The 22750-nt window shown below is 59.2% G+C and carries 28 protein-coding genes and 3 pseudogenes; 14 read left to right on the top strand and 17 right to left on the bottom strand.

The window, feature by feature from the left end; all coding sequences use genetic code 11:
* Window positions 1-4: 4 nt before the first annotated feature.
* From B5P46_RS24585 to B5P46_RS24595, 3 genes and pseudogenes are all read left to right on the top strand, one after another.
* Window positions 5-851 (top strand): annotated as a pseudogene (locus tag B5P46_RS24585) (alpha/beta fold hydrolase).
* Between the two features lie 30 nt (window positions 852-881).
* Complete coding sequence (locus B5P46_RS24590) at window positions 882-1859, top strand: aldo/keto reductase (RefSeq protein WP_129421009.1); 978 nt, start codon at window positions 882-884, stop codon at window positions 1857-1859.
* 260 nt (window positions 1860-2119) lie between these two features.
* Window positions 2120-2572, top strand: coding sequence for a MaoC family dehydratase (locus B5P46_RS24595; RefSeq protein WP_129421010.1), 453 nt, complete (start codon window positions 2120-2122; stop codon window positions 2570-2572).
* A gap of 208 nt (window positions 2573-2780) precedes the next feature.
* Here the strand turns inward: B5P46_RS24595 and B5P46_RS24600 are convergent, their stop codons facing one another.
* A complete protein-coding gene (locus tag B5P46_RS24600) occupies window positions 2781-3074 on the bottom strand; it encodes an I78 family peptidase inhibitor (protein WP_129421011.1) in 294 nt (97 codons plus the stop codon).
* A 105-nt stretch (window positions 3075-3179) separates the two neighbouring features.
* On the opposite strand from B5P46_RS24600, the gene B5P46_RS24605 reads away from it, so the two are divergent.
* A complete protein-coding gene (locus B5P46_RS24605; protein WP_129421012.1) occupies window positions 3180-4040 on the top strand; it encodes a glycosyl hydrolase 53 family protein in 861 nt (286 codons plus the stop codon).
* Window positions 4041-4463: 423 nt separating this feature from the next.
* Here the strand turns inward: B5P46_RS24605 and B5P46_RS24610 are convergent, their stop codons facing one another.
* Complete coding sequence (locus B5P46_RS24610; protein WP_129421013.1) at window positions 4464-5195, bottom strand: SDR family NAD(P)-dependent oxidoreductase; 732 nt, start codon at window positions 5193-5195, stop codon at window positions 4464-4466.
* An 81-nt stretch (window positions 5196-5276) separates the two neighbouring features.
* Between B5P46_RS24610 and B5P46_RS24615 the strand changes: the two genes are divergently transcribed.
* From B5P46_RS24615 to B5P46_RS24625, 3 genes are all read left to right on the top strand, one after another.
* Window positions 5277-5669, top strand: coding sequence for a winged helix-turn-helix transcriptional regulator (locus tag B5P46_RS24615; RefSeq protein WP_129421014.1), 393 nt, complete (start codon window positions 5277-5279; stop codon window positions 5667-5669).
* 236 nt (window positions 5670-5905) lie between these two features.
* Complete coding sequence (locus B5P46_RS24620; RefSeq protein ID WP_028739446.1) at window positions 5906-6148, top strand: type II toxin-antitoxin system ParD family antitoxin; 243 nt, start codon at window positions 5906-5908, stop codon at window positions 6146-6148.
* A complete protein-coding gene (locus B5P46_RS24625; RefSeq protein ID WP_129421015.1) occupies window positions 6145-6438 on the top strand; it encodes a type II toxin-antitoxin system RelE/ParE family toxin in 294 nt (97 codons plus the stop codon). The genes B5P46_RS24620 and B5P46_RS24625 overlap by 4 nt, the downstream gene beginning before the upstream one ends.
* Window positions 6439-6533: 95 nt before the next feature.
* Here B5P46_RS24625 and B5P46_RS24630 read toward each other — a convergent pair whose 3' ends face one another.
* Complete coding sequence (locus B5P46_RS24630; protein ID WP_129421044.1) at window positions 6534-7367, bottom strand: helix-turn-helix domain-containing protein; 834 nt, start codon at window positions 7365-7367, stop codon at window positions 6534-6536.
* 194 nt (window positions 7368-7561) lie between these two features.
* Window positions 7562-7861, bottom strand: a complete 300-nt coding sequence (locus B5P46_RS35090) for a hypothetical protein (RefSeq protein WP_245456252.1) — start codon at window positions 7859-7861, stop codon at window positions 7562-7564.
* Between B5P46_RS35090 and B5P46_RS24635 the strand changes: the two genes are divergently transcribed.
* Window positions 7835-8563 (top strand): helix-turn-helix transcriptional regulator, encoded by a 729-nt coding sequence (locus tag B5P46_RS24635; RefSeq protein WP_245456254.1) that lies wholly within the window; start codon window positions 7835-7837, stop codon window positions 8561-8563. The two genes, B5P46_RS35090 and B5P46_RS24635, sit on opposite strands and share 27 nt — an antisense overlap.
* 131 nt (window positions 8564-8694) lie before the next feature.
* Here the strand turns inward: B5P46_RS24635 and B5P46_RS24640 are convergent, their stop codons facing one another.
* The 7 genes from B5P46_RS24640 to B5P46_RS24670 all read right to left on the bottom strand — a co-directional run bounded on the left by B5P46_RS24640 (window position 8695) and on the right by B5P46_RS24670 (window position 16027).
* Window positions 8695-9531, bottom strand: a complete 837-nt coding sequence (locus B5P46_RS24640; RefSeq protein WP_432431488.1) for an alpha/beta fold hydrolase — start codon at window positions 9529-9531, stop codon at window positions 8695-8697.
* A 212-nt stretch (window positions 9532-9743) separates the two neighbouring features.
* On the bottom strand, window positions 9744-11342 hold the full coding sequence (locus B5P46_RS24645) for an MFS transporter (RefSeq protein ID WP_129421017.1): 1599 nt from the start codon (window positions 11340-11342) through the stop codon (window positions 9744-9746).
* Complete coding sequence (locus B5P46_RS24650) at window positions 11339-11782, bottom strand: DoxX family protein (protein ID WP_129421018.1); 444 nt, start codon at window positions 11780-11782, stop codon at window positions 11339-11341. The genes B5P46_RS24645 and B5P46_RS24650 overlap by 4 nt, the downstream gene beginning before the upstream one ends.
* Before the next feature lie 189 nt (window positions 11783-11971).
* The gene (locus tag B5P46_RS24655; protein ID WP_129421019.1) at window positions 11972-13954 is read right to left on the bottom strand and encodes an amidohydrolase; all 1983 of its coding nucleotides are present in this window, start codon (window positions 13952-13954) and stop codon (window positions 11972-11974) included.
* On the bottom strand, window positions 13954-14244 hold the full coding sequence (locus tag B5P46_RS24660) for a XapX domain-containing protein (RefSeq protein WP_129421020.1): 291 nt from the start codon (window positions 14242-14244) through the stop codon (window positions 13954-13956). The genes B5P46_RS24655 and B5P46_RS24660 overlap by 1 nt, the downstream gene beginning before the upstream one ends.
* Before the next feature lie 62 nt (window positions 14245-14306).
* On the bottom strand, window positions 14307-14999 hold the full coding sequence (locus tag B5P46_RS24665) for a hydrolase (RefSeq protein WP_129421021.1): 693 nt from the start codon (window positions 14997-14999) through the stop codon (window positions 14307-14309).
* Window positions 15000-15094: 95 nt separating this feature from the next.
* Window positions 15095-16027, bottom strand: a complete 933-nt coding sequence (locus B5P46_RS24670; protein WP_129421022.1) for a VOC family protein — start codon at window positions 16025-16027, stop codon at window positions 15095-15097.
* 120 nt (window positions 16028-16147) lie between these two features.
* On the opposite strand from B5P46_RS24670, the gene B5P46_RS24675 reads away from it, so the two are divergent.
* From B5P46_RS24675 to B5P46_RS24685, 3 genes are all read left to right on the top strand, one after another.
* Complete coding sequence (locus B5P46_RS24675) at window positions 16148-17047, top strand: LysR family transcriptional regulator (RefSeq protein WP_129421023.1); 900 nt, start codon at window positions 16148-16150, stop codon at window positions 17045-17047.
* 348 nt (window positions 17048-17395) lie between these two features.
* A complete protein-coding gene (locus tag B5P46_RS24680; protein ID WP_129421024.1) occupies window positions 17396-17692 on the top strand; it encodes a DUF1778 domain-containing protein in 297 nt (98 codons plus the stop codon).
* Window positions 17689-18186 carry a GNAT family N-acetyltransferase gene (locus B5P46_RS24685; RefSeq protein WP_129421025.1) on the top strand — a complete coding sequence of 166 codons (498 nt, stop codon included), beginning with the start codon at window positions 17689-17691 and terminating at the stop codon, window positions 18184-18186. Before B5P46_RS24680 ends, B5P46_RS24685 begins: the two co-directional genes overlap by 4 nt.
* 129 nt (window positions 18187-18315) lie before the next feature.
* Here the strand turns inward: B5P46_RS24685 and B5P46_RS24690 are convergent, their stop codons facing one another.
* Window positions 18316-18699, bottom strand: coding sequence for a type II toxin-antitoxin system VapC family toxin (locus B5P46_RS24690; RefSeq protein ID WP_129421026.1), 384 nt, complete (start codon window positions 18697-18699; stop codon window positions 18316-18318).
* Window positions 18696-18896: a type II toxin-antitoxin system VapB family antitoxin gene (locus B5P46_RS24695; protein WP_129421027.1), complete on the bottom strand. Its 201-nt coding sequence runs from the start codon at window positions 18894-18896 to the stop codon at window positions 18696-18698. Before B5P46_RS24695 ends, B5P46_RS24690 begins: the two co-directional genes overlap by 4 nt.
* Before the next feature lie 236 nt (window positions 18897-19132).
* Between B5P46_RS24695 and B5P46_RS24700 the strand changes: the two are divergent.
* A pseudogene (locus B5P46_RS24700) lies at window positions 19133-19406 on the top strand (MFS transporter); the annotation flags it as partial.
* A 233-nt stretch (window positions 19407-19639) separates the two neighbouring features.
* Here the strand turns inward: B5P46_RS24700 and B5P46_RS35555 are convergent.
* The 3 genes from B5P46_RS35555 to B5P46_RS24715 are packed head-to-tail and all read right to left on the bottom strand — an operon-like array spanning window position 19640 to window position 21709.
* Entirely contained in the window at window positions 19640-19981 is a 342-nt protein-coding gene (locus B5P46_RS35555) for a DUF982 domain-containing protein (protein WP_129421028.1), read from the bottom strand.
* A 4-nt stretch (window positions 19982-19985) separates the two neighbouring features.
* Window positions 19986-20795: a Ku protein gene (locus B5P46_RS24710; protein WP_129421029.1), complete on the bottom strand. Its 810-nt coding sequence runs from the start codon at window positions 20793-20795 to the stop codon at window positions 19986-19988.
* An 11-nt stretch (window positions 20796-20806) separates the two neighbouring features.
* Window positions 20807-21709 (bottom strand): Ku protein, encoded by a 903-nt coding sequence (locus B5P46_RS24715; protein WP_129421030.1) that lies wholly within the window; start codon window positions 21707-21709, stop codon window positions 20807-20809.
* A gap of 226 nt (window positions 21710-21935) precedes the next feature.
* Between B5P46_RS24715 and B5P46_RS24720 the strand changes: the two genes are divergently transcribed.
* Window positions 21936-22109 carry a DUF3606 domain-containing protein gene (locus tag B5P46_RS24720; RefSeq protein WP_129421031.1) on the top strand — a complete coding sequence of 58 codons (174 nt, stop codon included), beginning with the start codon at window positions 21936-21938 and terminating at the stop codon, window positions 22107-22109.
* An 82-nt stretch (window positions 22110-22191) separates the two neighbouring features.
* Here the strand turns inward: B5P46_RS24720 and B5P46_RS24725 are convergent, their stop codons facing one another.
* Window positions 22192-22566 carry an NUDIX hydrolase gene (locus tag B5P46_RS24725; RefSeq protein ID WP_245456256.1) on the bottom strand — a complete coding sequence of 125 codons (375 nt, stop codon included), beginning with the start codon at window positions 22564-22566 and terminating at the stop codon, window positions 22192-22194.
* A 35-nt stretch (window positions 22567-22601) separates the two neighbouring features.
* Between B5P46_RS24725 and B5P46_RS35095 the strand changes: the two are divergent.
* Window positions 22602-22697: pseudogene (locus B5P46_RS35095) on the top strand (transposase domain-containing protein); the annotation flags it as partial.
* Window positions 22698-22750: the final 53 nt, after the last annotated feature.

Below are 22750 nucleotides of genomic sequence, written 5' to 3' on the forward strand. Positions count from 1 at the left end.
CAATATGAATACCAACACGCACGATGCAGACTGGAAGATAACACCGACCCAACACGTTGAGGCTGCCGGCACGCGTTTCGCTTATCGCCGGCTCGGGCCTGATGTTGGGGTGCCGATTGTGCTGCTCAATCACTGGGGCGCCAACCTCGACAATTTCGATCCCAGGATCGTCGAGGGTCTGGCGTCGGTTCGGCCGGTCTATGCGCTCGACTACCGCGGTGTCGGTAATTCCGGCGGCACGGCACCGCTCAGTGTGGCCGAAATGGCCGCCGACACGATCGCCACGATCCGGGCGCTGGGACTGAAGTCTGCCGACCTGATTGGCTTCTCGCTCGGCGGCTTCGTCGCGCAGCAAATCCTCTTCGACGCACCCGATCTCGTCCGCCGCGCCATCCTTGCCGGCACGGGGCCTGCGGGCGGGACCGGGATCGAGCGCGTTGGCCGGGTTTCGTGGCCGCTCATCATCAAGGGCCTGCTGACCTTCCGTGATCCAAAATTCTATCTGTTCTTCACGTCGAGCAGCAAGAGCAGGCAAGCGGCAAAATCATTCCTCGCACGGCTTAAGGAGCGCACCGGCGATCGCGACAAGACGGTCTCGCTGAAAGCCTTCCTCCGTCAGTTGAAGGCGATCAAAGCCTGGGGCCTCCAGGCGCAGCAACCTTTGAACACCATCAGCACGCCCGTCCTCGTGGCGAATGGCGATCATGACATCATGGTGCCGAGCGAGAACTCGTCCGATCTGGCGCGTCGCATCCCCGGCGCCGAACTCGTTACCCCGATGCCGGCATGGCGGTATCTTCCAGTATCACGACACCTTCCTGGCGAAGGCCAAGACCTTCCTGACCGCCTGACCGCCAGCACCTCAGACAAGGATATATTCAATGGACTATACGACGTTCGGCCGGACCGGCCTTCAGCTTTCCAGACTGGCGTTGGGCACCGGCAATTTTGGCACCGGCTGGGGATATGGCGCCGATCCCGAGACGGCGGTCGCCATTTTGGACGCTTACGCCGCGGCAGGGGGCAATTTCATCGACTCGGCCGATGTCTATCAGTTCGGCCAGTCGGAAGAGATATTGGGAAAGGCGCTGGAAGGACGGCGGGAGGATTTCGTGCTTGCCACAAAGTTCAGCAGCGGCTCAACGCCGAATGCCAATCGGCTGGTGACGGGCAACAGCCGCAAGGCTATGGCCGCCTCGGTCGAGGCGAGCCTGCAGCGACTGAAGACTGACCGGATCGACCTCTATTGGGTTCATCATCCTGACGGTCTGACGCCGATGGAAGAAATTGTGCGCGGCCTCGACGATCTCGCGCGCGCTGGCAAGATCCTGTATGCTGGCCTCTCCAATTTTCCCGCCTGGCGCGTAGCCCGCGCGGCGACGCTAGCCGAATTCACGCGCGCGGTACCGATTGCCGCCGCGCAGTTCGAACATAGCCTTGTGCATCGTGAGCCCGAGGCCGACCTGTTCCCCGCCTGTAACGCTTTGGAGATCGCCACGGTGACGTGGTCGCCCCTGGGCGGCGGCGTGTTGACCGGCAAATACCGCAAGGGCGAGACCGGTCGCGCCGAAGGTTTTGGCGGCCGCGTCTTCCAGGCGGAGGACACGCCACTTCGCACCGCCACGATCGACGCGGTGCTGCAGATCGCGGACGAGGCTGGCGCCAGTCCCGATCGGGTCGCCATCGCCTGGGCCATGACACATGGCGCAGTGCCAATCATCGGATCGCGATCGCTTGCCCAACTGGAGAGCAATATCGGCGCGGCGGCGCTGACCCTTTCGGCAGAGCAGATCGCGCGCCTCGATGCAGCAAGCGCACCCGCGGGAGCGCCGCGCGCGACGACACGCGCCCGTGCCTGACACTGGAGTTTAAGGCCGGACGCGCGGGCTTGCAGGAGTCGTGATATGGACAGACCGATATCGCCCTCACCCATCCGATCCGTACCGCGATCGGCGCACACATAACGGCACCAATCGCGGGGCCGCACGATGATCGCCTGCGAGGGCAGGGCGGAAAGCGCAGACGACAAGTTGCACAGACAGCGAACATCGACCTGCATGGCAGTGTACCCGAAGGCTGGCGGAGTGCGTACAACTGTATGACGAAAAGGGGAGGAAGCATGACGAAGCTCTATCTGGAAGACCTGTCCGAGGGGCAGCGCTTTACGAGCGGGCGGCATAGGGTCGAGGAGGCGGACATCCATCGCTTCGCCAGGGAATATGATCCGCAGCCGTTTCACCTGGATGCCGAGGCTGCAAAGACCACGCTGTTCGCCGGGCTTGCCGCGAGCGGCTGGCACACGGCGGCGATCACCATGCGGCTGACAGTCGATAGCGGTTTTTCGTTGGCTGGCGGAGTCATCGGCGCGGGCTTTGACGAGTTGAACTGGCCGCGGCCGGTCCGGCCGGGCGATGAGCTGCATCTGCTGATCGAGGTGCTGGAGGTGCGCCCCTCCCGTTCGAAGCCCGACCGGGGAACGGTCAAGGTGCGCACGACCACGCTGAACCAGAATGACGAACCCGTGCAGGTCTCCGTCGGCAATCTGGTCGCGCAGAGAAGATTGACGACCTGAAAATGCGACAACCCGACTTGCGCGAGACGCTCGGGCGGCAGAACCGAGATGAGCATGAAAGCCTATGTGCGGGAGAAATACAAAAAGGGGGAGCCGCTCATCGAACAGGCCCTTCGTGAGCCGGTTGCTGGCCCGACGGCGGCAAGCGCACCAACTGGCTGCTGATCAAACATCACGACGACTTATCCGAGAACCTTTTGTTGCCAACTTATCCACAGGTCGCCCCCACCACGCGGCCTGAGGCGTGATCGCTCTCGAGGGTCACCCTGTTATCTCGGTAATCATGGGTGACGGGCAGGCCGGGAGCGATCTGGCGTACGATTGTCGCTCCAGTTCGTTGCTTGGCTTGCTCGTGGGTCGGCTTTGGTTGCCCATTAAGTGCCCGTGCAGCTACGGGATCGCACCGACCACTGGGAACTTTAGAGCCTGCGGAGCAAGCCACCAACGCCGGGACCGTGCTGCGGAAAACCAGAATAGGTGTAACACGCAGAGCAGATTTCATTGGCTTTTGCCTCTTCGGGTCGACGACACATCGTGTCCTGATTTAGGGCCAGCTTGTTTGTGGGGTGGAGTTATGTTGAAATCTTGATCACTCCGACCTCGTGAAATGAGTACCACGCAAGGTAATACGTCGCTGCAGCATTCCCTTCCTTTTCAAACCAAGCCCCTCTTTCAGAGCTCGGTCATAGCGGGGTTCGAGTGCGGGCTGGTCCACGGCGGCCGCCACGACCTCCTCGTCACGACGCGACACACCGCACAATCCCACATGCTCGATCATTACCGGATCGCTGGTGAACATCGGATGACGACCGTGCGCGACGGGCTCGTGCCCGGTCATCATGTCGCCGAGCGTCTTGCTGCTGCAAGGCGTGCCGGTGTCGAGGGCATCTGGGATCTGTCGCATTACCATCGTAACCAGGATCCGGTTCGCTGCGCCAGAATCGCTGCCGAGGCATCATTAGCCGTGAATGACCCGGGCAGGCTGTGGCTTTGTCCTGTTAATGAGCCATCGCTGTACCCGTCGATCGCTGGAATGCTGCGGCACGAGGCGATCGACATGGCGGTAACCATGGCCCGCGTCGCTCGCGATCATCATCCCGATGTCGGCATCCTTACAAACGATCCCATTACCGGCGTGGGCGACCGTCAGTTCGAGGCGACCGACGCGATTGTCTCTGCGGTTCATGTCGATGTTGTAGGGGTCAACTACTATCCTCATACGGCGCGGACGTCGTTCGTGAAGGTGTTGATGGCGACCTGGCGGCGTTATCGCAAGCCAATCATGGTGTCGGAAACCAGCTGGCATGATGGGCACCCCGTGCATCACCGCCGTTATCCAGGGCTGAACAAGGGCACATGGTTGCGGCATGTCAGCGAGCAGGTCGATATTGCCAGGTTTCACGGGGCCGATGTCGTTGGCATACCCGATTGTCGATTGTCCACCTTGGCATGCTCCCCAATCGCGTAACCGCTGGAGCCATGGCCTGATCCGAGAGGATCTGTCGGTGGACCCATGGCTATCGGCAGAACTGGGGCGGGTTGCTATGAGCGACGCCGCATAGCCAAAGGTTCTATGGAGCGTCTTTCGCCGGGGTAGTTGGTCCCGCCTTCAGCGATGCGGCGCTTCTCCAGGCGGCGGGCTGAGGTCAAGCTCTTCCCGTCTATCCGTTAGCCGAAGGAGGTCGAGCGATCGTCCGCAATCGGGGCACGAAGCGGACGTTTCACGACAGGTGGACGGGCTCGTCGAAAACAGAGGCGCTAACATGATCGCGCTCGGTGTTCAGTGACCTTTTTTCGATGTGGACGGCTTCAATTTGAAGTCGTTCTGTCATCAAGCGCGTTTTGGTGTACCCGACCTATTCGAGATCGGGTACACCGTTTCGGCGGCTCCCTAGACTTGCCGTAAGCCGCCGTCAACGCATAGTTCAGCGCCGGCGATGTAGCTCGCGTCATCGCTCAACAAGAACAAGGCGGCCGCAGCCACTTCTGAAGGCCGTGCCATACGACCCATCGGAATCGGAGCAACAATTGCCGCGCGAGTGTCGTCGGCGACAGCAGCCATCATGTCCGTATCCGTGGGGCCGGGTGCAACGACATTGACCCGAATACCTTTGGGTGCGAGTTCTGCCGTCCAGGTTCTGGCGTAGGATCGAACGGCCGCTTTGGTTGCGCAGTACGTTCCGTAAGCCGAGTAGCCCGCGTTCCCGGCTATGGACCCGACGAGGACGACCGAGCCGCCTTCTGTCATTGCGGGGAGAGCTGCCTGGAGGCCGAACACCATCCCTCGGACGTTGACGTCGAAGTGGCGGTCGAAGTGCTCCGGCGTAATCTCGGCGATCTGCGAAGGCTCGGAAAGACCTGCATTCAAAACAAGCGCGTCGATACGTCCGTATGCTTTGCGGGCTTTTTCGACGGCAACTACCATGTCTTCCGGAGAGCTTGCGTCAGCGGTAATACCGACGGCACCGTTGCCGATCTCTTTGGCCGCCTTTTCAGCATCTTCACCTCTACGACTGGTGATGAAGACATGTGCGCCTTCGGCAGAAAGTCGTTCTGCAATAGCCAGGCCGATACCCTTCGCGCCACCGACGACCAAAGCCACCTTGTTAATCATTCGAGCCATCGTAAATCCTTTCACTGAATGGTCTCTCGATGATATACGGTGGATATCTGATATCAATTACGCACCTGGAATAGACTAGATATGGACGAGTATACCGACCTGGAAGCCCTCTCTCATCGCGCACTTTGCGACATGGCGCAGGTTCGTCCGGTGCTCGACAAGATCGCTGATAAATGGACGATCCTGATACTGACTGTGATCTGTCCGAAACCTGCCCGCTTCAACGAACTCAAGCGGCGTCTCGATGGGATCACACACAAGGCTCTGGCCGATGCCCTGAAGAGACTTGAGCGGAACGGCCTTGTCACGAGGACGGTGCTCCCAACACAGCCGATCGGCGTAGAATATGCAATCACTTCTCTAGGCCATTCCCTGCGGGAGCCGTTTGAAGCACTGTGTGCGTGGGCAGCGGCCAATGGCGACAAGGTCGAGGCGGCCACGCTACACTACGACAACACGGGAAATCGTCGTTGACGGCGTCGCTGTGTCCGCTTCTAGCGCTTCAGAGACTTGAAGTCTTGGCCCTCTTCGGCCCACGAATGAACGAGAAAACCAGCTAAGTTCCATAAATCGCCATATGCCTCGACGCGTCGCTAAGTCATTGAAGTTGATGCTATCGAGATGAAGTGGTCCGCATCTCATCAATGGCGTTCTAGCCTTTGACAAACTTTGCCAAAATCGGTTATGTTGCCTTCAAATGGAGGCTATCAATGGCCACGATGAACGTATCTCTTCCAGGCCCGATGAAGGATTGGGTGGAGGCCCAGGCCAGGACCGGGCGATATTCGAATGCTAGCGACTACGTGCGCGACCTGATCCGACGCGACCAGACGCGAAACGACAAGATTGCCGCCATGCAAAGCTTCGTCGAGGCCGGGCTCCAAAGTGGTGTCGGCATCCGATCAAAGGATGAACTCTTTGCTGAAGCGATGGCTCGTGCCAGCAAGTCATGAGTTTTAAGCTTTCTGCCGAATCGGAAGAGGACATCATTGCGATCGCCGAGCAAGGTGTCCGCATGTTCGGGGCAGGCCAGGCAAACCGATACCACGATGAACTTTTCGCATTATTTGATCTGATAGCTGTCAATCCGCGCATCGCGCGCGAACGGGATGAGATTGATCCGCCCGTTGGAATTCATCCCTTCAAAGCGCATCTAATCGTTTATCGGATCGAAGATGATGAGACAATTTTTGTAATACGAATTCGCCACGCGCATGAAGATTGGGCAAGTGAATCAATTTAGCGCACCTCGGATGGAGCTGTGGGATTTGGTGTGTCTCAGGTTCGAATCGGGTCAAGAGCTTCCGGTTCGAAAATCTCCAAGAGAGCTCGTCTGGATCAGGTGTTGCGCCGCCAATTGCCAGGCGTGGTGCCGACGATACTTGCAAAGACGCGCGTGAAATGGCTTTGGTCCGCGAAGCCGCAGGCGATGGCCACTTCGGCGAGTGGAGTCTTTGAGGTCCGCAGGAGGTTGCGGGCGCGGTCTATTCGCTCACGAAGAACCCATTGATAGGGCGTCATACCGGTCGTCTCACGAAAAGCGCGAATGAAATAGCCGCGCGACAGATTGCACATCTGCGCGACTTCGGAAATTGACACGTTGCCGTCGAGGTTCTCAAGAAGCAAACCTTTCGCCAGATCCTCATGCGTCCGCGAAAGGCTACCCGACCTATCAGAGGCTACCGTTGGCCGGCCGCCATAACGCTGGACCAGGTAGGTTCCGATGGCCGTTGTCATTTGCTCAACGAACAGCGCGTTGGCTTCGTCTGGCTTTTCGAGTGCCGGGATCAGCGCCCGAGCGAGATTGGCAAGCACAATATCTTTCGACGCGGTTTCAACTGACAGCGACGTCACGCCGGGCATTTCAGCATCATCGGCAATCTTGCCGAGGGACGCTGGCGAAATTTCAAACAACACGAAATCGAAAGGACCGCGGAGATCCGCCTTGTAGGCGTCCGAGAAATCGCGAATATAGATCGAGTTCTCGGTAAATTCGTGGGTGGTCGCATGATGTTTGTGGAAGATGCGCCGCGTGTGGCCACCGAGAGAGGAAACCCCGACGACAAACCCCCGATCGTTTGCCGGCGTCATGACCTGATCGAGTTGAGTGTTGACTGTCGCCTTCCGAAAGATATCGATGTCTGAACCAGGTAGGCTTTGGTTGACCGACAACTGCTTCAACGAGCACCCGAACCCGTCGGTCGCGTTTCCAGTGGAAGATTGGTGGCGGAGGGGGAGAACTTGGACCACGACGCACTTCTTTCATTTTTAGACACTCGAACACGGGACATGCCGGCTTGGTAGCTTTCCCACGCTAAGTTGCCTCACGACAATTTGTTAAATCGGCCCCGCGAGGATCCTTTTGTTCAATATTGCCGTTTGAAATCTGTGTAGGAAACTTTGAAGCGCAGCATCTCGTCGGGACGGCTATACAGTTCCCAGCCAGGATGATCGAGACACATGTGAGTGAAGCGTTGACGGTCAGTGAGAGAATTGCGGCGTGTTTTGGGATTAAAGCCGTAAGGACGCTGGTAATCAGGCCTCTTTGCGAAGCCAAGCTCGCTGTCGTCCATCTCGAGCACTCCTATGACAATGGCGAACATACAATCTTCCTGCCAGCTGATGACGCTTTTCTGGTCATGCTCTATCTCGTTGACGTTGATCATTGCGACATCCTGCCGGACGGAGCACGGACGCCCCTGAAGACCTATTCCAGAGGTTCTATGTGTCTCATCAGTCTGAGGAATGGCGCCGCAATTTCGGTTCGTGGCTGCTTCGAAGCACTCGCGTTTCATATCCCAAGCGCGCTTTTTATCGAGCTCGCTGAGGAAGCAGGCGAGCCGCGTATTGATGACCTCACGACCTGCCGCGGGATTAACGATCAGGTGGTCCGCAACATCGGCGGTGCGCTGATGCCTATGTTCGACATGCCGGACGAGGCCAGAGACACACTGCTTCCTCATATCGGATTGGCGTTAAGTGCCCATCTTGCGCATCGTTACGGACGGTCCCCCATCCAGCACCTGTCGGGCACCGGTCAGTTGTCTCCGCTGCAGGAAAAGCGCATTAGGGCGTACATAGCTGCGAACCTATCGGGCGGCACACCGGTCGATGAGATCGCCGAAGCGTGCGGGTTTTCAGTCGATGAGCTCTGTTCCGGATTTTTGAGCACGACCGGGCAGTCTGTTTCAGAATGGATTGCGTCATATCGAATGAGCAGAGCCCAATCGCAACTGAGCAGAACGGGTGAAACTATTGCCCGGATCGCTGAAGAGTGCGGGTTTCCGGACGAAAATGAATTCGTCGCAACCTTCACGAGGGCCGAGGGAATGCCTCCTGCGGCGTGGCGCTTGCGCAACCGACACTGACGGAAAAACTATCGAGCAGCATTGCTCTTGAGCCGAGCTTCAGAAAAGAAAACTCCCGGTGATGGCCTATTGGTCCAGTTTGTGCGGCCGGGTCCGGGTGCGGCCAAAATGGCCCCACCCGGGCAGTCCGATTAAGCCTGGATAAATGCCAAGAGGTCGGCATTCAGCACGTCAGCGTGCGTTGTCAGCATGCCGTGCGGATAACCCTGATAGACCTTCAGGATGCCATTTTGCACCAGCTTGACGGAAAGCTTGCCAGCGTTGTCGATGGGCACGACCTGGTCGTCGTTGCCGTGCATAACGAGCGTCGGAACAATGATTGCCTTCAGGTCTTCCGTCTGATCGGTCTCGGAAAAGGCCTTGATCCCATCGTAATGGGCCTTGGCACTGCCCATCATGCCCTGCCGCCACCAATTCTGGATAACGCCCGGATAGACCTTGGCGTCAGGGCGGTTGAAACCATAGAACGGACCAGTGGGAAAATCGACGAAGAGCTGCGCGCGGTTCTCAGCCACCCCCTGGCGGATGCCATCGAACACTTCCATCGGCAAGCCGCCCGGATTTGTCTCGGTCTTGAGCATGAGCGGCGGAACGGCTGAAACCAGAACGGCCTTGGCGACGCGGCCGGCCGGCTGGCCGTATTTCGCCACATAGCGAGCAACTTCCCCGCCGCCGGTTGAATGGCCGATATGAACGGCGTTCTTCAGGTCGAGCGCTTCGACCACGGCGAAGGCATCGGCGGCATAGTGGTCCATGTCGTGACCTTCAGAAACCTGTGCCGAACGACCGTGACCACGACGGTCGTGGGCGACGACGCGGAAGCCCTTTGCCAGGAAGAACAGCATCTGCGCATCCCAATCGTCCGAGGAGAGCGGCCAGCCATGGTGAAAGACGATCGGCTGGGCATCCTTCGGGCCCCAATCCTTGTAGAAGATTTCGACGCCGTCCTTGGTGGTGATATAGCCCATTGTATTATCTCCTTTGGCTGAGGTAGTGGTCGAAGCAGCGTTGGCCGCCAGGCCAAACGATGCGGGAAGTACCATGGCGGCTGCGGCGGCAGCTCCGGAAAGCAATGCGCTGCGGCGGATGATGGAGGGGAGTTTCTCGGTCATTTTCGCGTACCGTGATCCTTTAACGGCTATAATTAGAGGGTAGTGGTGGATGCCGCTCTCGCGCGTTGCTAGGCGGCCCCCGGCCGGTTGATTGTCAGGAAATGCCGTACGACCGGCTTGTCCGTTCCTGAGTGATAGGCGAGGACCTGGCCTTGTAGGTCAGCATCGGCATTTGAAACCCGCTTGTGCTGGCGAAGATGCTCGGCCCAGGATTCGACCATGAACCATTCGACAATCTTTTGCGGATCGGCGGAGTCTTCCGTCACCCCCCATCCGTAGGCGCCGTCCCGCCGCCGCTCGTGGGACATCTCATCCAGCGCATGCAGGAAGGCTGTGCGATGCTGTTTTTCGACGTGGTATTCTATCAGGATCAGAACAGGTCCACGGTCATGGGCGACAGGCTCGGCGACCAAGGGTTCTGGCCAGTGGTTGGACGGCACCATATCCGCGTCGCCTGCCGGCAGCTTTAAGCGATGCATGATGAAGCCCGCAATGAGCAGTCCCACCGCGCCGATCAGCAGCGCCCCCGGCACTCCGGCAGCTTCACCAACGGCGCCCCAGCCAAGGCTACCTGCCGTCATCGCGCCATTGAAGACGGTGAGATAGACCGCCAGGCCGCGACCGCGGACCCAGTTCGGAAGCACGGCCTGCGCTGCGCCATTCAGTGTGGTCAGGGCCGTGATCCAAGCGCCTCCGAGAAAGAGCAGAACAATGATGGCGACCCATTTCGGCGGCGCGAGCGACAAAGCGCCCATGACGAGTGCTGTGATAATAGCGGCACCAAGAAGCAGGCCATCGGCATTAAAGCGTTCGCGCAGTTTAGGCATGAGCAATGCGCCGCCGATCGCGCCGGCGCCGACGGCGCCAAGCAGGATACCGTAGAAGCCTGCGTCACCGCCGAGCAATTGTCGGGCGACGAGCGGCAGGAGTGCCCAGATGGCACTGGCGAAGGCAAAGAAGATCGCCGCGCGCAAAAGCACGACATGCAAGGGCTTGCTGGCGCGGGTGTAGCGCAGGCCTGCACGGAACGCGCCGAAGAAGCCTTCAGCCAGCGCATCATTGGCGTTCTTTGCCCGGGGCCACCAGACGAGCGCCGCGATGACGACGAGATAGCTCGCAACATCCGCGCCATAGGTGACGCCCGCGCCGAAGGCAGCAAGGAGCAGGCCGCCGGCAGCCGGCCCGATCGACCGGGCGATATTGATGCCGAGCGAGTTGAGCGCGACGGCGCTCTTGACGTCCTCCCTCTTCACCAGTTCCGGCACGATCGCCTGCCAGGTCGGCCCCATTAACGCGGCGCCGATGCCGCCAAGAAACGTCAGGCCGATCAGCGCACTGACCGAAAGCATGCCGGTATTTGCCAGGATCATGAGGCTTACGCTGACTGACGCGAGCAAGATCTGCACGGCGATCAGGAACTTGCGACGATCGAGAATATCGGCGAGCACGCCCGCAGGTATTGCCAGGAGGAAGATCGGCAGGGTTCCCGCCGCCTGTACCAGCGCGACTGCGGCCGGCGAGGCCGATAGATCGGTCATGAGCCAGGAACTGGCGACATCGCGCATAAAGCTGCCGGTATTTCCGAGGACGGTTGCAGCCCAAAGAACTGCGAAGACTGGCTGGGCAAGGGGTGCAAAGCTGCCCCCGGAGGATTTGGTAGTGCTCATTTGCCAGCTCCCTTGGTCAGATCATTTGCGGCGACAATAATGAAAGCGCCAGCGAGCCCGAGATGCTCGAAGAAGGCGTTGGTTGCCATCATGCGGTCCATGCCTGGGGGCAACTCCCAGAACCGCAGTGCGATGAAGGTTGCCAGAAGCGTGAAGACGGCGAGCGCCAGCGCACCGAGCCAACGCAAGAAACCGGACAGGATCATTGCGGAGGCCGTTAGTTCGAACACGATCACGGCGACCCCGAAGAAGGCAGCCGGATGAAGACCGAAATGCTCCATCTCGCCGATCGCACTCTGGAAATCGAAAAGCTTGGTCAGCGGCCCCTGGATATAGGCCGCGCACAGGGCAAGGAGCGCAAAGGTTCGGCTGACGGGTGCGGCAACGATCCCGGCAATACGCGGGCGCCAGCTGTTGGAAGAGAGGGAGTAATCAGTCATGTCGGCTCCTGCAATGTTGGCCGCTCCGTCCATGCTGCGGCGTTGTTTCCATCTGATGGAGCGATATGATATTGCCCGCAAAGATTAGCGCCAACAATTGCATCAAAAATTGAGATTCTCTTGCGATATTCGCAACAGTCTTCCATAGGGGCAGCGACGTGATGCTGCCCCATGGATTATGTTGAAAAATCATACCGCCCAGCAGGCGCAGCCGAGCGCGCCGAAGAAACCCTTGAGATCGACGATCGGCAGTTTCGACGTCCAGGCACCGGCGTGGTCGTGGCCGTGGACGTTGCAGGAACTGGCGCAGCCGCAGGTCGAGATCGCGGTCCGGCGCAGGGAATTCATGCCGGCACCCTGCGGTTCACCCCAGGCAGCATAGCCGCCGAACGTGCGAACGGGTGACCAATCCGGCATGGCAGGCGGGACGTTGTTTTCGTCGAGCGCCGAGAAGTCGCCTGCACCGTAGACGATCTTGCCGCCAACCATGGTCAACTGCGAGGTGAGGTACGAGATCTCGTCTTCGGCGCAGGTGAAGAAGTCCTTGTCCGGCACGACGACGTCGGCGAACTGGCCTTTTTCGATCCGGCCCTTCTTGCCTTCCTCGTCGGAGAACCAGGTGACCTTCTCTGTCCACATGCGCAGCGCCATCTCGCGGTCGAGGCAGTTGGCGCGCGGATAGAGCTGCATGCCGCCGACCGTCTTCCCGGTCACCATCCAGGCAAGGGAAACCCATGGATTGTAGGAGGCGACACGCGTCGCGTCGGTCCCTGCCGAGACGTTGACGCCCTTCTCAAGCATGCGCTTGATCGGCGGCGTGGCCTCGGCGACGCCATGACCATAGCGCTCGACGAAATATTCGCCCTGATAGGCCATGCGGTGCTGGGTAGCGATGCCGCCGCCGAGCGCCGCGATCCGGTCGATCGAACGATCCGAGATCGTCTCGGCATGGTCGAAGAACCAGTTGAGACCTTCGAGCGGGATGTCCTTATTGACCTTCTCGAAAACGTCGAGCGAACGGGAAATGGTCTCGTCATAGGTGGCATGCATTCGCCAGGGCCAACGGTTTTCAGCGAGCACGCGAACCACTTCCTCGAGCTCGCCTTCCATTTCCGACGCCATTTCGGGCCGCGGTTGGCGGAAATCCTCGAAGTCGGCGGCGGAGAAGACGAGCATTTCGCCAGCGCCGTTGTGACGGAAGTAATCATTACCCTGCTTGTATTTCACCGACTGCGTCCAGTTGAGGAAGTCCTGCTTCTCTTCCCTCGGCTTCTGGGTGAACAGATTGTAGGCGAGGCGTACCGTCAGCTGGTCCTCATCCGAAAGCTTCTGGATGACCGCGTAATCGTCCGGGTAGTTCTGGAAACCGCCGCCCGCATCGATCACGCCGGTAATGCCCAGCCGGTTGAGTTCGCGCATGAAATGGCGGGTGGAATTGACCTGGTATTCGAACGGAAGTTTCGGTCCCTTGGAAAGGGTCGAATAGAGAATGCCCGCATTCGGTTTGGCGAGCAGAAGGCCCGTCGGATTGCCGTTGGCATCGCGGGTGATCTCGCCGCCGGGCGGGTTCGGTGTGTCTCTGGTATAGCCGACGGCGCGGAGTGCTGCGCCGTTCAAGAGCGCCCGGTCATAGAGATGGAGAAGAAAGACCGGGGTATCGGGCGCGATCGCGTTGATCTCGTCGATCGTCGGCAGGCGCTTCTCGGCAAACTGATGCTCGGTGAAACCACCGACCACGCGAACCCATTGCGGAGCCGGCGTGATCGCGACCTGCCGCTTCAGCATGTCCATCGCGTCGGCGAGTGAGCGAACGCCATCCCAGCGGAGTTCCATGTTGAAGTTGAGGCCGCCGCGCACGACGTGGGTGTGGTTGTCGATCAGACCCGGCAGCATGCGCTTGCCTTTCAGGTCGATGATCTTCGTATCCGGTCCGGCGAGCGTCATCACCTCGCTGTCGGTTCCCACCTCGAGGAACAGGCCGTCTTTCACGGCGACAGCGGTGGCGTTCGGATTTGCGCGATCAAGCGTCGTGATCAGTCCGTTGTGAAAAACGATATCGGCGTGCATGGAAGCAGCTCCGGTCTTGATGGGATCGGCGGCATTGGCCGGTGTAAACAGATTTGAAAAGGCGAGGCTTGATGCTGCGCCCAGGAATTTGCGCCGTGTCGTCATCAGCTTTTCCCCAATGTCAAATCGTCGCCTGTGGAGGTCGCCTTCGCTGCATTAAGCCCACCCTTCGGAAGGTGACCAAACATGTGCGGCTTGACCTGATGAAGCCAGGAAACGGCAGCGGGCTCGCGGCTCCAGAGATTTTTTGCCAGCGGCACGATCTGTTCGCCGACGAGAATACCTAGCAAGCCGATGAGAGCGATGACGGGCGGAGCCGGGGAGCGGACGTTGAGCAGTCCGTAGATGACGCCGACAAGAAGGCCGACTGCCAGCGATAGAAGGTAAATTTTCATCCGGGCGTTCCTTTTCCAAAAAGATCGCCCCGCCAAGTGGATCCGGGCGGGGCTGTTTCAGATCAGATAGAGGCCGGGTTCGGGCCGATCCGCTTGCCGTGCTTGACGCGTTCGGCGCCACCGTGGACATGCGTAACAGCATAATCGATGCCCATGCCGTAGGCGCCGGAGTGCTCCTTCACCAACGACGTGACCGCGTCGTAGGTTTCCTTGCGGGCCCAGTCGCGCTGCCATTCCAGGAGGACCTGCTGCCAGGTGACGGGAACGACACCCGCCTGCACCATGCGGTCCATCGCATATTTGTGCGCATCGACGGAGGTACCGCCGGAAGCGTCGGCGACCATGTAGATTTCGTAGTCGGTGTCGTTCATGCAGGAGAGAGCGAAGGTCGTGTTGCAAACTTCGGTCCACAGGCCGGCGACGACGACCTTCTTGCGGCCGTCTGCGGCATGCTTGGCCAGCGCGTCGCGGACGTTCTGGTCGTCCCAGGAATTCATCGACGTGCGCTCGAGGATATCATTGTCGGGGACGACGGCGAGCAGCTCCGGGAAGGTATTGCCCGAGAAACTGTCGGTCTCGACGGTGGTGATCGTGGTCGGGATGTTGAAGATCCTGGCCGCCTTGGCAAGACCGACGACGTTGTTCTTCAAGACCTGGCGGTCGATCGACTGAACACCGAAGGCCATCTGCGGCTGCTGGTCGATGAAGATGATCTGGCTGTTCTGCGGGGTGAGAACCTGAAGCTTGCTGGACATCTCGTGTCTTCCTTTGATTGGGTTGCAGGTAGGTAATGGGGCAGGGAGGGCGGCACGTCTTGAAAGTTATGCCGCCTTATTGTTGGAAAGCGACGTCAGGCAGCCAGCGGTGCCAGGCCGGCTTCGATCTGGTCACGATAGGGCTCGTAGCGAGCCGGCAGTTTCAAAACCTCGCCAAGGTGTGCCGTGTCTTCGTCGCGGTCGAAACCGGGTTCGTTCGTGGCGATTTCGAACAGGACGCCGCCGGGTGTGCGGAAGTAGATAGCCCAGAAGTAATCACGGTCGATGACTGGTGTCACCTGGTATCCCGTATCCATCAGGGCCTTGCGGACTTCGAGCTGCTTTGCGCGGTTCTCGACGGCGAAAGCGATATGATGCACCGAACCCGCGCCCTGCCTTGCGAAAGGCGTTTTCGGAAGAAGCTCGAGGTCGATCATATCGGCACCATTACCGCCGGGAATGATGAAGCGGGTGACATCGCCATCCGTCTCGGCGCGCTGGTAGCCCATGAAACCGAGCAGTTCGGACGTAGCAGCGGTATCATGCAGGCGAAACTTCGCGCCGGTAAAACCGCGGATACCGACGCTTTCGTCGATGCCGGCACCGCTCCAGGCCCTGCGGCCATCGTCTTCAGCTTCGATCAAAGCAAACCCCTCACCGTCCGGCCCCTTGAACAGCAGGCGGTCGGCACCGAAGGCAGTGTCGGCCTGCAGGTTGCCGGCTCCCTTTGCCGACAGGCGATCCTGCCAGAAGGAGAGCGAGCCCTTGGGAATAGCGAACTGGGTTTCGCTGACTTCGCCGACGCCGGGACGGCCGCGCATCACGTCGGGAAAAGGAAAGTAGGTCATGACGGAGCCGGGAGTGCCTGCCTCATCACCGTAGTAGAGGTGGTAAACGTTGGGGTCGTCGAAATTCACGGTCTTCTTGACGCGGCGCAGGCCAAGCGTGTCCGTGAAGAACGCGTTGTTCTGGCGGGCATCCGATGCCATCGACGTGATGTGATGCAGTCCCTTGATATCCTTGATCATGATGCTTCGCCCTTCCGCGACTCGGTTGGTTTGTCTGGTGTGATTGAAACCTACGCCCGTTGATCATCGGCCGGAATTGCAATAATAATTGTCAGTGAATTGCGATGGATGAAATAATCGATGAACGACTACAAGCTGCTTCGAACCTTTCTGCTGGCCGCCGAAAAGCGGAACTTCGCGCAGGTTGCGCGCGAACTCGACATGACCCCGGCAGCCGTCACCCGGGCGATCGCGGCCCTGGAAGAAGACCTTGGCGTGCAACTCTTCGTGCGGACCACGCGCCAGGTGTCGCTGACCACCGATGGCGCGATCTTCGCGGCCCAGATCCAGCCGGCGGTGCAGGCACTGGACAATGCGCGCAAGGACGTGATGAATACCCACAAGGCGGATCATGGCCGCCTGCGGATCAGCGCGCCGACCTGGTTCGGCCAGCAGGTCCTGCCGCCCATCCTCTCCGCATTCAGGGAACGCTACCCGAAGATCAGCTTCGAGATTTCGCTTGCGGATGGGCTCGTGAATATCATCGACGATGATTATGACTTGGCGATCCGCATTTCCGCAGCACCGTCTGACAAGTTCACGATCTGGCGCAAGATCAGCGTTGTTCACCGTATCCTTGTCGCCGCCCCCGGCAGCCGGTTCTGCGACATGAAGCACCCTAACGAACTCATTCCCGACGATTGCCTGGCCTATAGCGGCGAGAGCAAGCGGGAAACCTGGATGCTGTCGGACGGCAACGGCAGTGCCACGATTTCCGCCGGCCGCGCATTCAGCGCCAATAGCGGGGAGGTGCTGGCGAGCATGGCTGCTGACGGAGCCGGGGTGGCGATGCTGCCCAAATTCCATGTGGCCGAGCATCTGCGCACCGGACGGCTCGTTCATGTCCTGCAAGACTGGTCGCCGCCGGATTTGTGGCTGACCCTGTACTACCCCCCATACCAGGCACTGCCGCCGCGCATCGCCTCATTCTCGAAGTTCTTCGAGCAGCAAGTCCCGGCGATTGTATTGACGATTGAATGAGTCTGATAGAATGGGCGGGTGCTGTCGTTGTTAACGGTTGTTCCAAAAATATGCTTATCAATCACTTAACGCATTGAGTAGGGCGTCGCGGATCAGCTGCTGCATCACCTGACCTACGCTGGATTCTGGCAACGCTGGTATGATCAACGCTCCCCTTTCGCAAACTGCGTCGGGGACGGCGCGAATGTCTGCTTCTGCCGGCACATAAGCCGACATGGATGGCAATTTCGGGGGTGATGGTTCGGATCCCATCAAAAGCTGGAAATGAACGCGTAACGACATCATCTTTACGAGCCTTGTAAAGATGATGTCGTTACGCTATATGGTCCTTCTAGACAGGAGCCTCCCATGCCGACCTCGAACACAAGCAAAAGCCCGGACGCAAGCGTGGCCCTGAATATGCGCATCAAGCCTGCGACGCGCAACTTGATTGACCGTGCCGCTGAGATGCTAGGCAAGACACGTACAGATTTCATGCTGGAGGCTTCCGAGCGCCGTGCCGAGGAAGTACTACTTGACCGGACGATCTTCACTGTCAGCGCAGAAGTCTACGCAGAGTATCTGGCCCGGCTCGATGCGCCAACACAGTCCAATGAGCGTCTTAAACGAACCATGTCGACCAAAGCGCCGTGGGATGAGGTGTGACCTTAAGCGTACCCGCGCCACTTGGTGACCATCACGAGCTAGCCGAATTCCATTCTGGTGTCCCTGAGCTTGACGATTGGCTGCGTCTCCGCGCCCGCGCCAATCAGGCGAGCGGCGCATCGCGTACCTTCGTCGTGTGTGAGGCCAACCGCGTCATCGCCTACTACGCGCTCGCTTCCGGCGCGGTAAGGCAATCGGAAGCGCCGGGACGTTTCCGGCGGAACATGCCTGATCCGATACCAGTCGCAGTGCTTGGACGCCTTGCCATTGATCAAACCTATCAGGGACGTGGTTTCGGCAGGGCGTTAGTGCGCGACGCGGGTCTGCGCTTGCTCAATGCCGCCGAGATACTTGGGATTCGCGGCGTTTTGGTCCATGCGATTTCGGATGACGCACGAGCCTTCTACGAAGCGGTTGGCTTCCTGCCTTCCCCGTCCGACCCGATGATGCTGCTGGTCGGGTTGCATGACCTCAACAATGCCCTGACCTCCTGACCAAGCTGATTGCTATATCGCTGAAATCAAATCATGAACTTCGGCGCAAGAAATGAGATGCCGGGGTTCCGATCCGTTCAAGGCGTGGGACCGAAACTGTTCCGGCCCAGGGGCGGTATATTTCGGCATTCAGTTGGGCCTGTTGACAGGTATGTATAGCGAAGCGCCTGCGTTTTCGGTCGCTGCCCTCAGGCGCTTGTCTCTGGTCCATAGGGCCGCGCGCCGGTCGAGAAGTACCGATGCCAGCAAGTGGGCATCTGTGTAACCGATACCCATGCTGAAAATGCTGTGGCGATCGATCATTGTCATGACTTCTTCGTGCGTTGCGACAACCGCTAAGCGTTGAGCGGCTAGAAAAGCCAATACACTGTCGCGATCCCGAAGGCTGCCGAGCGCGAGTTCGCCGATTACGCTCGGGTGGCAAAGCAGGCGGTCGTCCTCGATAACCCTGCGCAGCTCGGCATCGACATGGCGAAAATGATCAATCCAAATCGAGGTATCAGCTAGTATCACTTGGCGGTTGCGCCCCGGCGGCGCGGGGCTGCCTCGGCATCGGGCATAGTTCCTCCAAGCGCGATAAGGCGTTTTCCGGACTCTACACGAACAAGCGTCTCCAATGCTTGGCGCACGAGAGCCGCCGTTTCCTTGGTGCCAGTTAATGACCTGGCCCTTTCCATAAGCGTGTCGTCGAGGTTGATAGTCGATCTCATGACCTGGCTCCCTTGTTGAGGCGCACAAACTAGCACCAATTGGTGAAAATTTCCACGCCTAGTTTCCAACCCCATGTATTCGCAGTGCAATGAATGAGCCACACGACACGGTAAATTCTCGGCCAACCGGACCTCCGCGACCCATTCCGTTGGCAGATGATGCAACAGATATCGAAACGTCGATTGCCATTGGTCCTCCGGCGCGTCACATTGCCTGCCGCCACAGGAGCAGCTTCATGCATACTGGGAGTGCTAAAGCGAGCCGGAACCTCGCCGGCCGCGGGGACTGGATCGGTGCCTGCGTGCTGTTGATTGCCTGCCTCATCTATTCGATGGGTTCTTTCCATCCTGTTCCTGGCCATTCCCGCGATCGTCGCCGACCTCGACCCATCGGCTTCCGAACTCCTCTGGATCAACGACATCTACGGTTTCATGGTGGCCGGCTTCCTGGTCACGATGGGCACGCTGGGAGATAGGATCGGTCGTCGCCGCGTGCTGCTGATCGGCGCAGTGACGCCGCAAGCGAGCGAAATGGCCGGCTCCTCGCCAGGTTCGACTACGGTGCGCACCACGCTGGTGCCGCGGTTGCAGCAGATCGCCGAAAGGGTCGTGAAAAGAGCTCTGGACAGTGAGGGAAAGACAGTCGAAGCATCATGACCTGTGGACGATAGCAGAAACCCTGGAAATGAGAATGCCTCAGCTTGTCCAGGTCGTCATCGGGTGGATAATGGTCACACGTCGACCTACCCGGCTTCCAGTTCGCGTCTTCGCACGACGACCTCTCGGCGCGGAGACGCGGAACGGCTCCGAAGCCGCTGTTCGTCGTCGGGCAGAACCTTCAAATGGGCGGCTCGAGCTGCAGACACGAAAGCTTGTCTCGCCCCAGTGGGCTGCAGTTCGCCTTGAAGCGACCGCAGGCATGAGGCAAGCGCGTGCTGCCATGTCGGATCATTTAGCTGCCTGGGCCATCTCGCCGACATCAAGATGCCTATCAGGCCCGATATCGTGGATGCTGTTGCGAAATGCTCTCGATCCGGCAAAGACACGGCAATTTCCATGATCGGTATCGTGCTTACGTCGTGCATGGGGTCACCGGGCCTTGCTCGATTTCAGCTCTGCGGCCACAGACTTTTTCAACGCGTCCATGATGTTCACGACATTCGAGGCCGGAGCGGCGTCCGGCTTGCCCTTCGCGGCCTTCTTGGCGGGCTTGAGAGCCTTCTTCTTCTCGGCAATGATCTTCAGCAGGCTTTCTTGGATCGGGTCGCTGACCATGTCCGGGGACCACCGGGAGGTCTTCTGCTTGATCAACTGCTGGACCAGTGGGATCAGCTCGGGGTCAGCCTCTTCATCGATTCCTTCGAAGTAGGATTCCTCGGGACGCACTTCGTCGCCGAACCGCAGCGTCCAGAGAACGATGCCTTCGCCGCGAGGTTCGAGAACGACCGCGCGCTCGCGACGACCTATTACGAGCTTCGACACGCCGACGACTTTGTCCGATGCCATCGCATCTCGAATGACGGCAAACGCTTCATGTCCGACCGGGTCGTCGGGCATCAGGTAATGGGGCTTCTCCAGATAGACCCATTCGATGCTATCGGCCGGCACGAACTTGTCGATGTCGATGGTCTTCACCGTATCGAGTGCCACGGCGTCGAGGTCGTCGTCCGTCAGGATGATGTAGTCGTTCTCGCCGCGGGCGTAGCCCTTGGTTTCGTTTTCGTCCTTCACTGGTTTGCCGGTTACGGAGTCGACGTACTGTGAGACGACACGATTTCCTGTTTCCTTGTTGAGCGTGTGGAAGCGAACCTTTTCGCTCTCGCTTGTTGCCGGACTCATTGCCACTGGACATGTAACCAATGACAGCTTGAGATAGCCTTTCCAGTATGGGCGCGGCATGGATGGTCTCCTCAGCTCGCTTTACGCTGCGCGGCGGGCACAGTCGCCGACTTGCCCGAGGCGCGACGGGCCTTGTCGCGGCCGTTACCAGCGTTGGCATTGGCTGCCGTCCGCTTTGGCTTGCTCTCTGCGGCCTTCATCATTCCAGCGCTCTCTCGAAGAGCGGCAAGAAGGTCGTTCGGTTTCGAGACCTTGACTTCCTTGCGCTTCGGAATCGCCTTGCCTTCGATCTTCGCCTTCACCAGTTCCGCCACGGCGGCTTCATAGCGGTCGTCGAAGGTCGCGGGATCGAACTCGCCCTTCTTCGTCGAGATGATGTGCCTTGCGAGATCGAGCATCTCGCCGGTGATTTGGATCTTCGGCATTTCTTCGAAAGCCTTCGCAGACGAGCGGACCTCGTAGTCGTAGTTCAGCGTCGTTGCGATCAGACCCTTGCCGTGCGGTCTGATGAGGACCGTGCGCATCCGTCGGAAGAGGACGGTGCGGGCGATGGCCGCGACCTTCGACTTCTTCATTCCGTCCCGCAACGCGGCGAAGGCGTCGCCGCCCATCTTGTCGGGCGTCAGATAATAGGGCTTGTCGAAGTAGACGTCGTCGACATCGGAGCAGGGGATGAACGCCTCTATCTCGAGGGTCTTGTTGCTCTCAGGGATCGTTGCGGCGACTTCTTCGGGATCGATGATGATGTACCGGCCGTTCTCGATCTCGAAGCCCTTAGTCTGAGCTTCCTTCGGAACAGGGTCTTCGGTCTCGCTGTCGATGAAGACGCGATTGACCCGGTTGCCAGTCAACCTGTTGATCGTATGGAACGTGATGCGTTCCGAGGTGCTGGCGGCGGTGTAGAGCGCGACGCCGCACGACACCTCGCTGAACTTGAGGAAGCCCTTCCACTGCGCACGATGACCACCCGCCACGGCCTTTACTCCCGAATCACTGAGTCGCGACTCAAGACCCGACGAGGTGATTCGTTCCGACTCGAAACGAATCATTTTTCAATGGCTTACGCCCGTTGCTTTGGAAACTGATTCCGGTATCGCGGATCACCATCCGACAGAGCGCTGTCGGCAGTGTTAGCCGGCGCCGGAACTTCATGATTCATCAGTCGTTTAGGATGGGCAACTCAACAGGAGGACCTTCCCAATGGCAAACACCAGCCGAGGCCGCGCACAGGATCGAGCCCGTGTCGCAGGAGGAAAGGATCAGGAGGTCCGGTACGAGGCTGAAAAGGAACGGGTCTCGAAGCCGAAGGTCAAGGAGACTGTCAAAAAAGTCGGCAACAGCCGCAAGAAGGTCGAAGCTAGCTTGGAGAAGTAGAGACAAGGTCACATTCCAGCAACTCGTGGCTGACGAAAGGCGGAATCGAATTCCCGGAGATCGATAATCCGCGACCGTCGAGCTAGGGAAGCCGTCTCCCGCGCTCGACCATTCGTCCAAACTTCAGCAGCAGGCGCTCAACGTCCGGCTCGTCTACGCGGCGGTTGGCCTCAGCCGGCGTCAGCCACACGGAATCTCGCTCCGCCATTTCGGGAAAGCGCTTTCGGCTACGGCGGACCTCCAGTAGGAAGACGGCAACGACCGGTCGCGCTCCACTTCCGTCCTGCATCAGCTTGTCATAGAGGAACTCTCCGAAGGGCTTCTTCTTCGCCCTCCCGATCACGCCAGCTTCCTCCCAGGCCTCACGTTCTGCCACCTTGCGCGGCTTCAGACCTGATATCGGCCAGCCCTTCGGGAAGGCGTTATCGATCGGTTGCCGTACCCTTGGCGACAACATCGACAAGCTTGTCGTTGTCTCGGATCGTCGTGACGACCGACGTGCTCACCAAGATCGTCAACGGCCACCCCAACAGTCGGATCGATGAGTTATTGCCCTGGGCATATCGCACGGATAAAATGCTCCGATAAAATCGGCAGCGATTGGATATGCCATGACAGAGCAGAGCATCTCATGGGTGCAG

Origin of the sequence: Rhizobium leguminosarum (assembly GCF_004123835.1) — a bacterium.
Lineage (GTDB): Bacteria > Pseudomonadota > Alphaproteobacteria > Rhizobiales > Rhizobiaceae > Rhizobium > Rhizobium leguminosarum_M.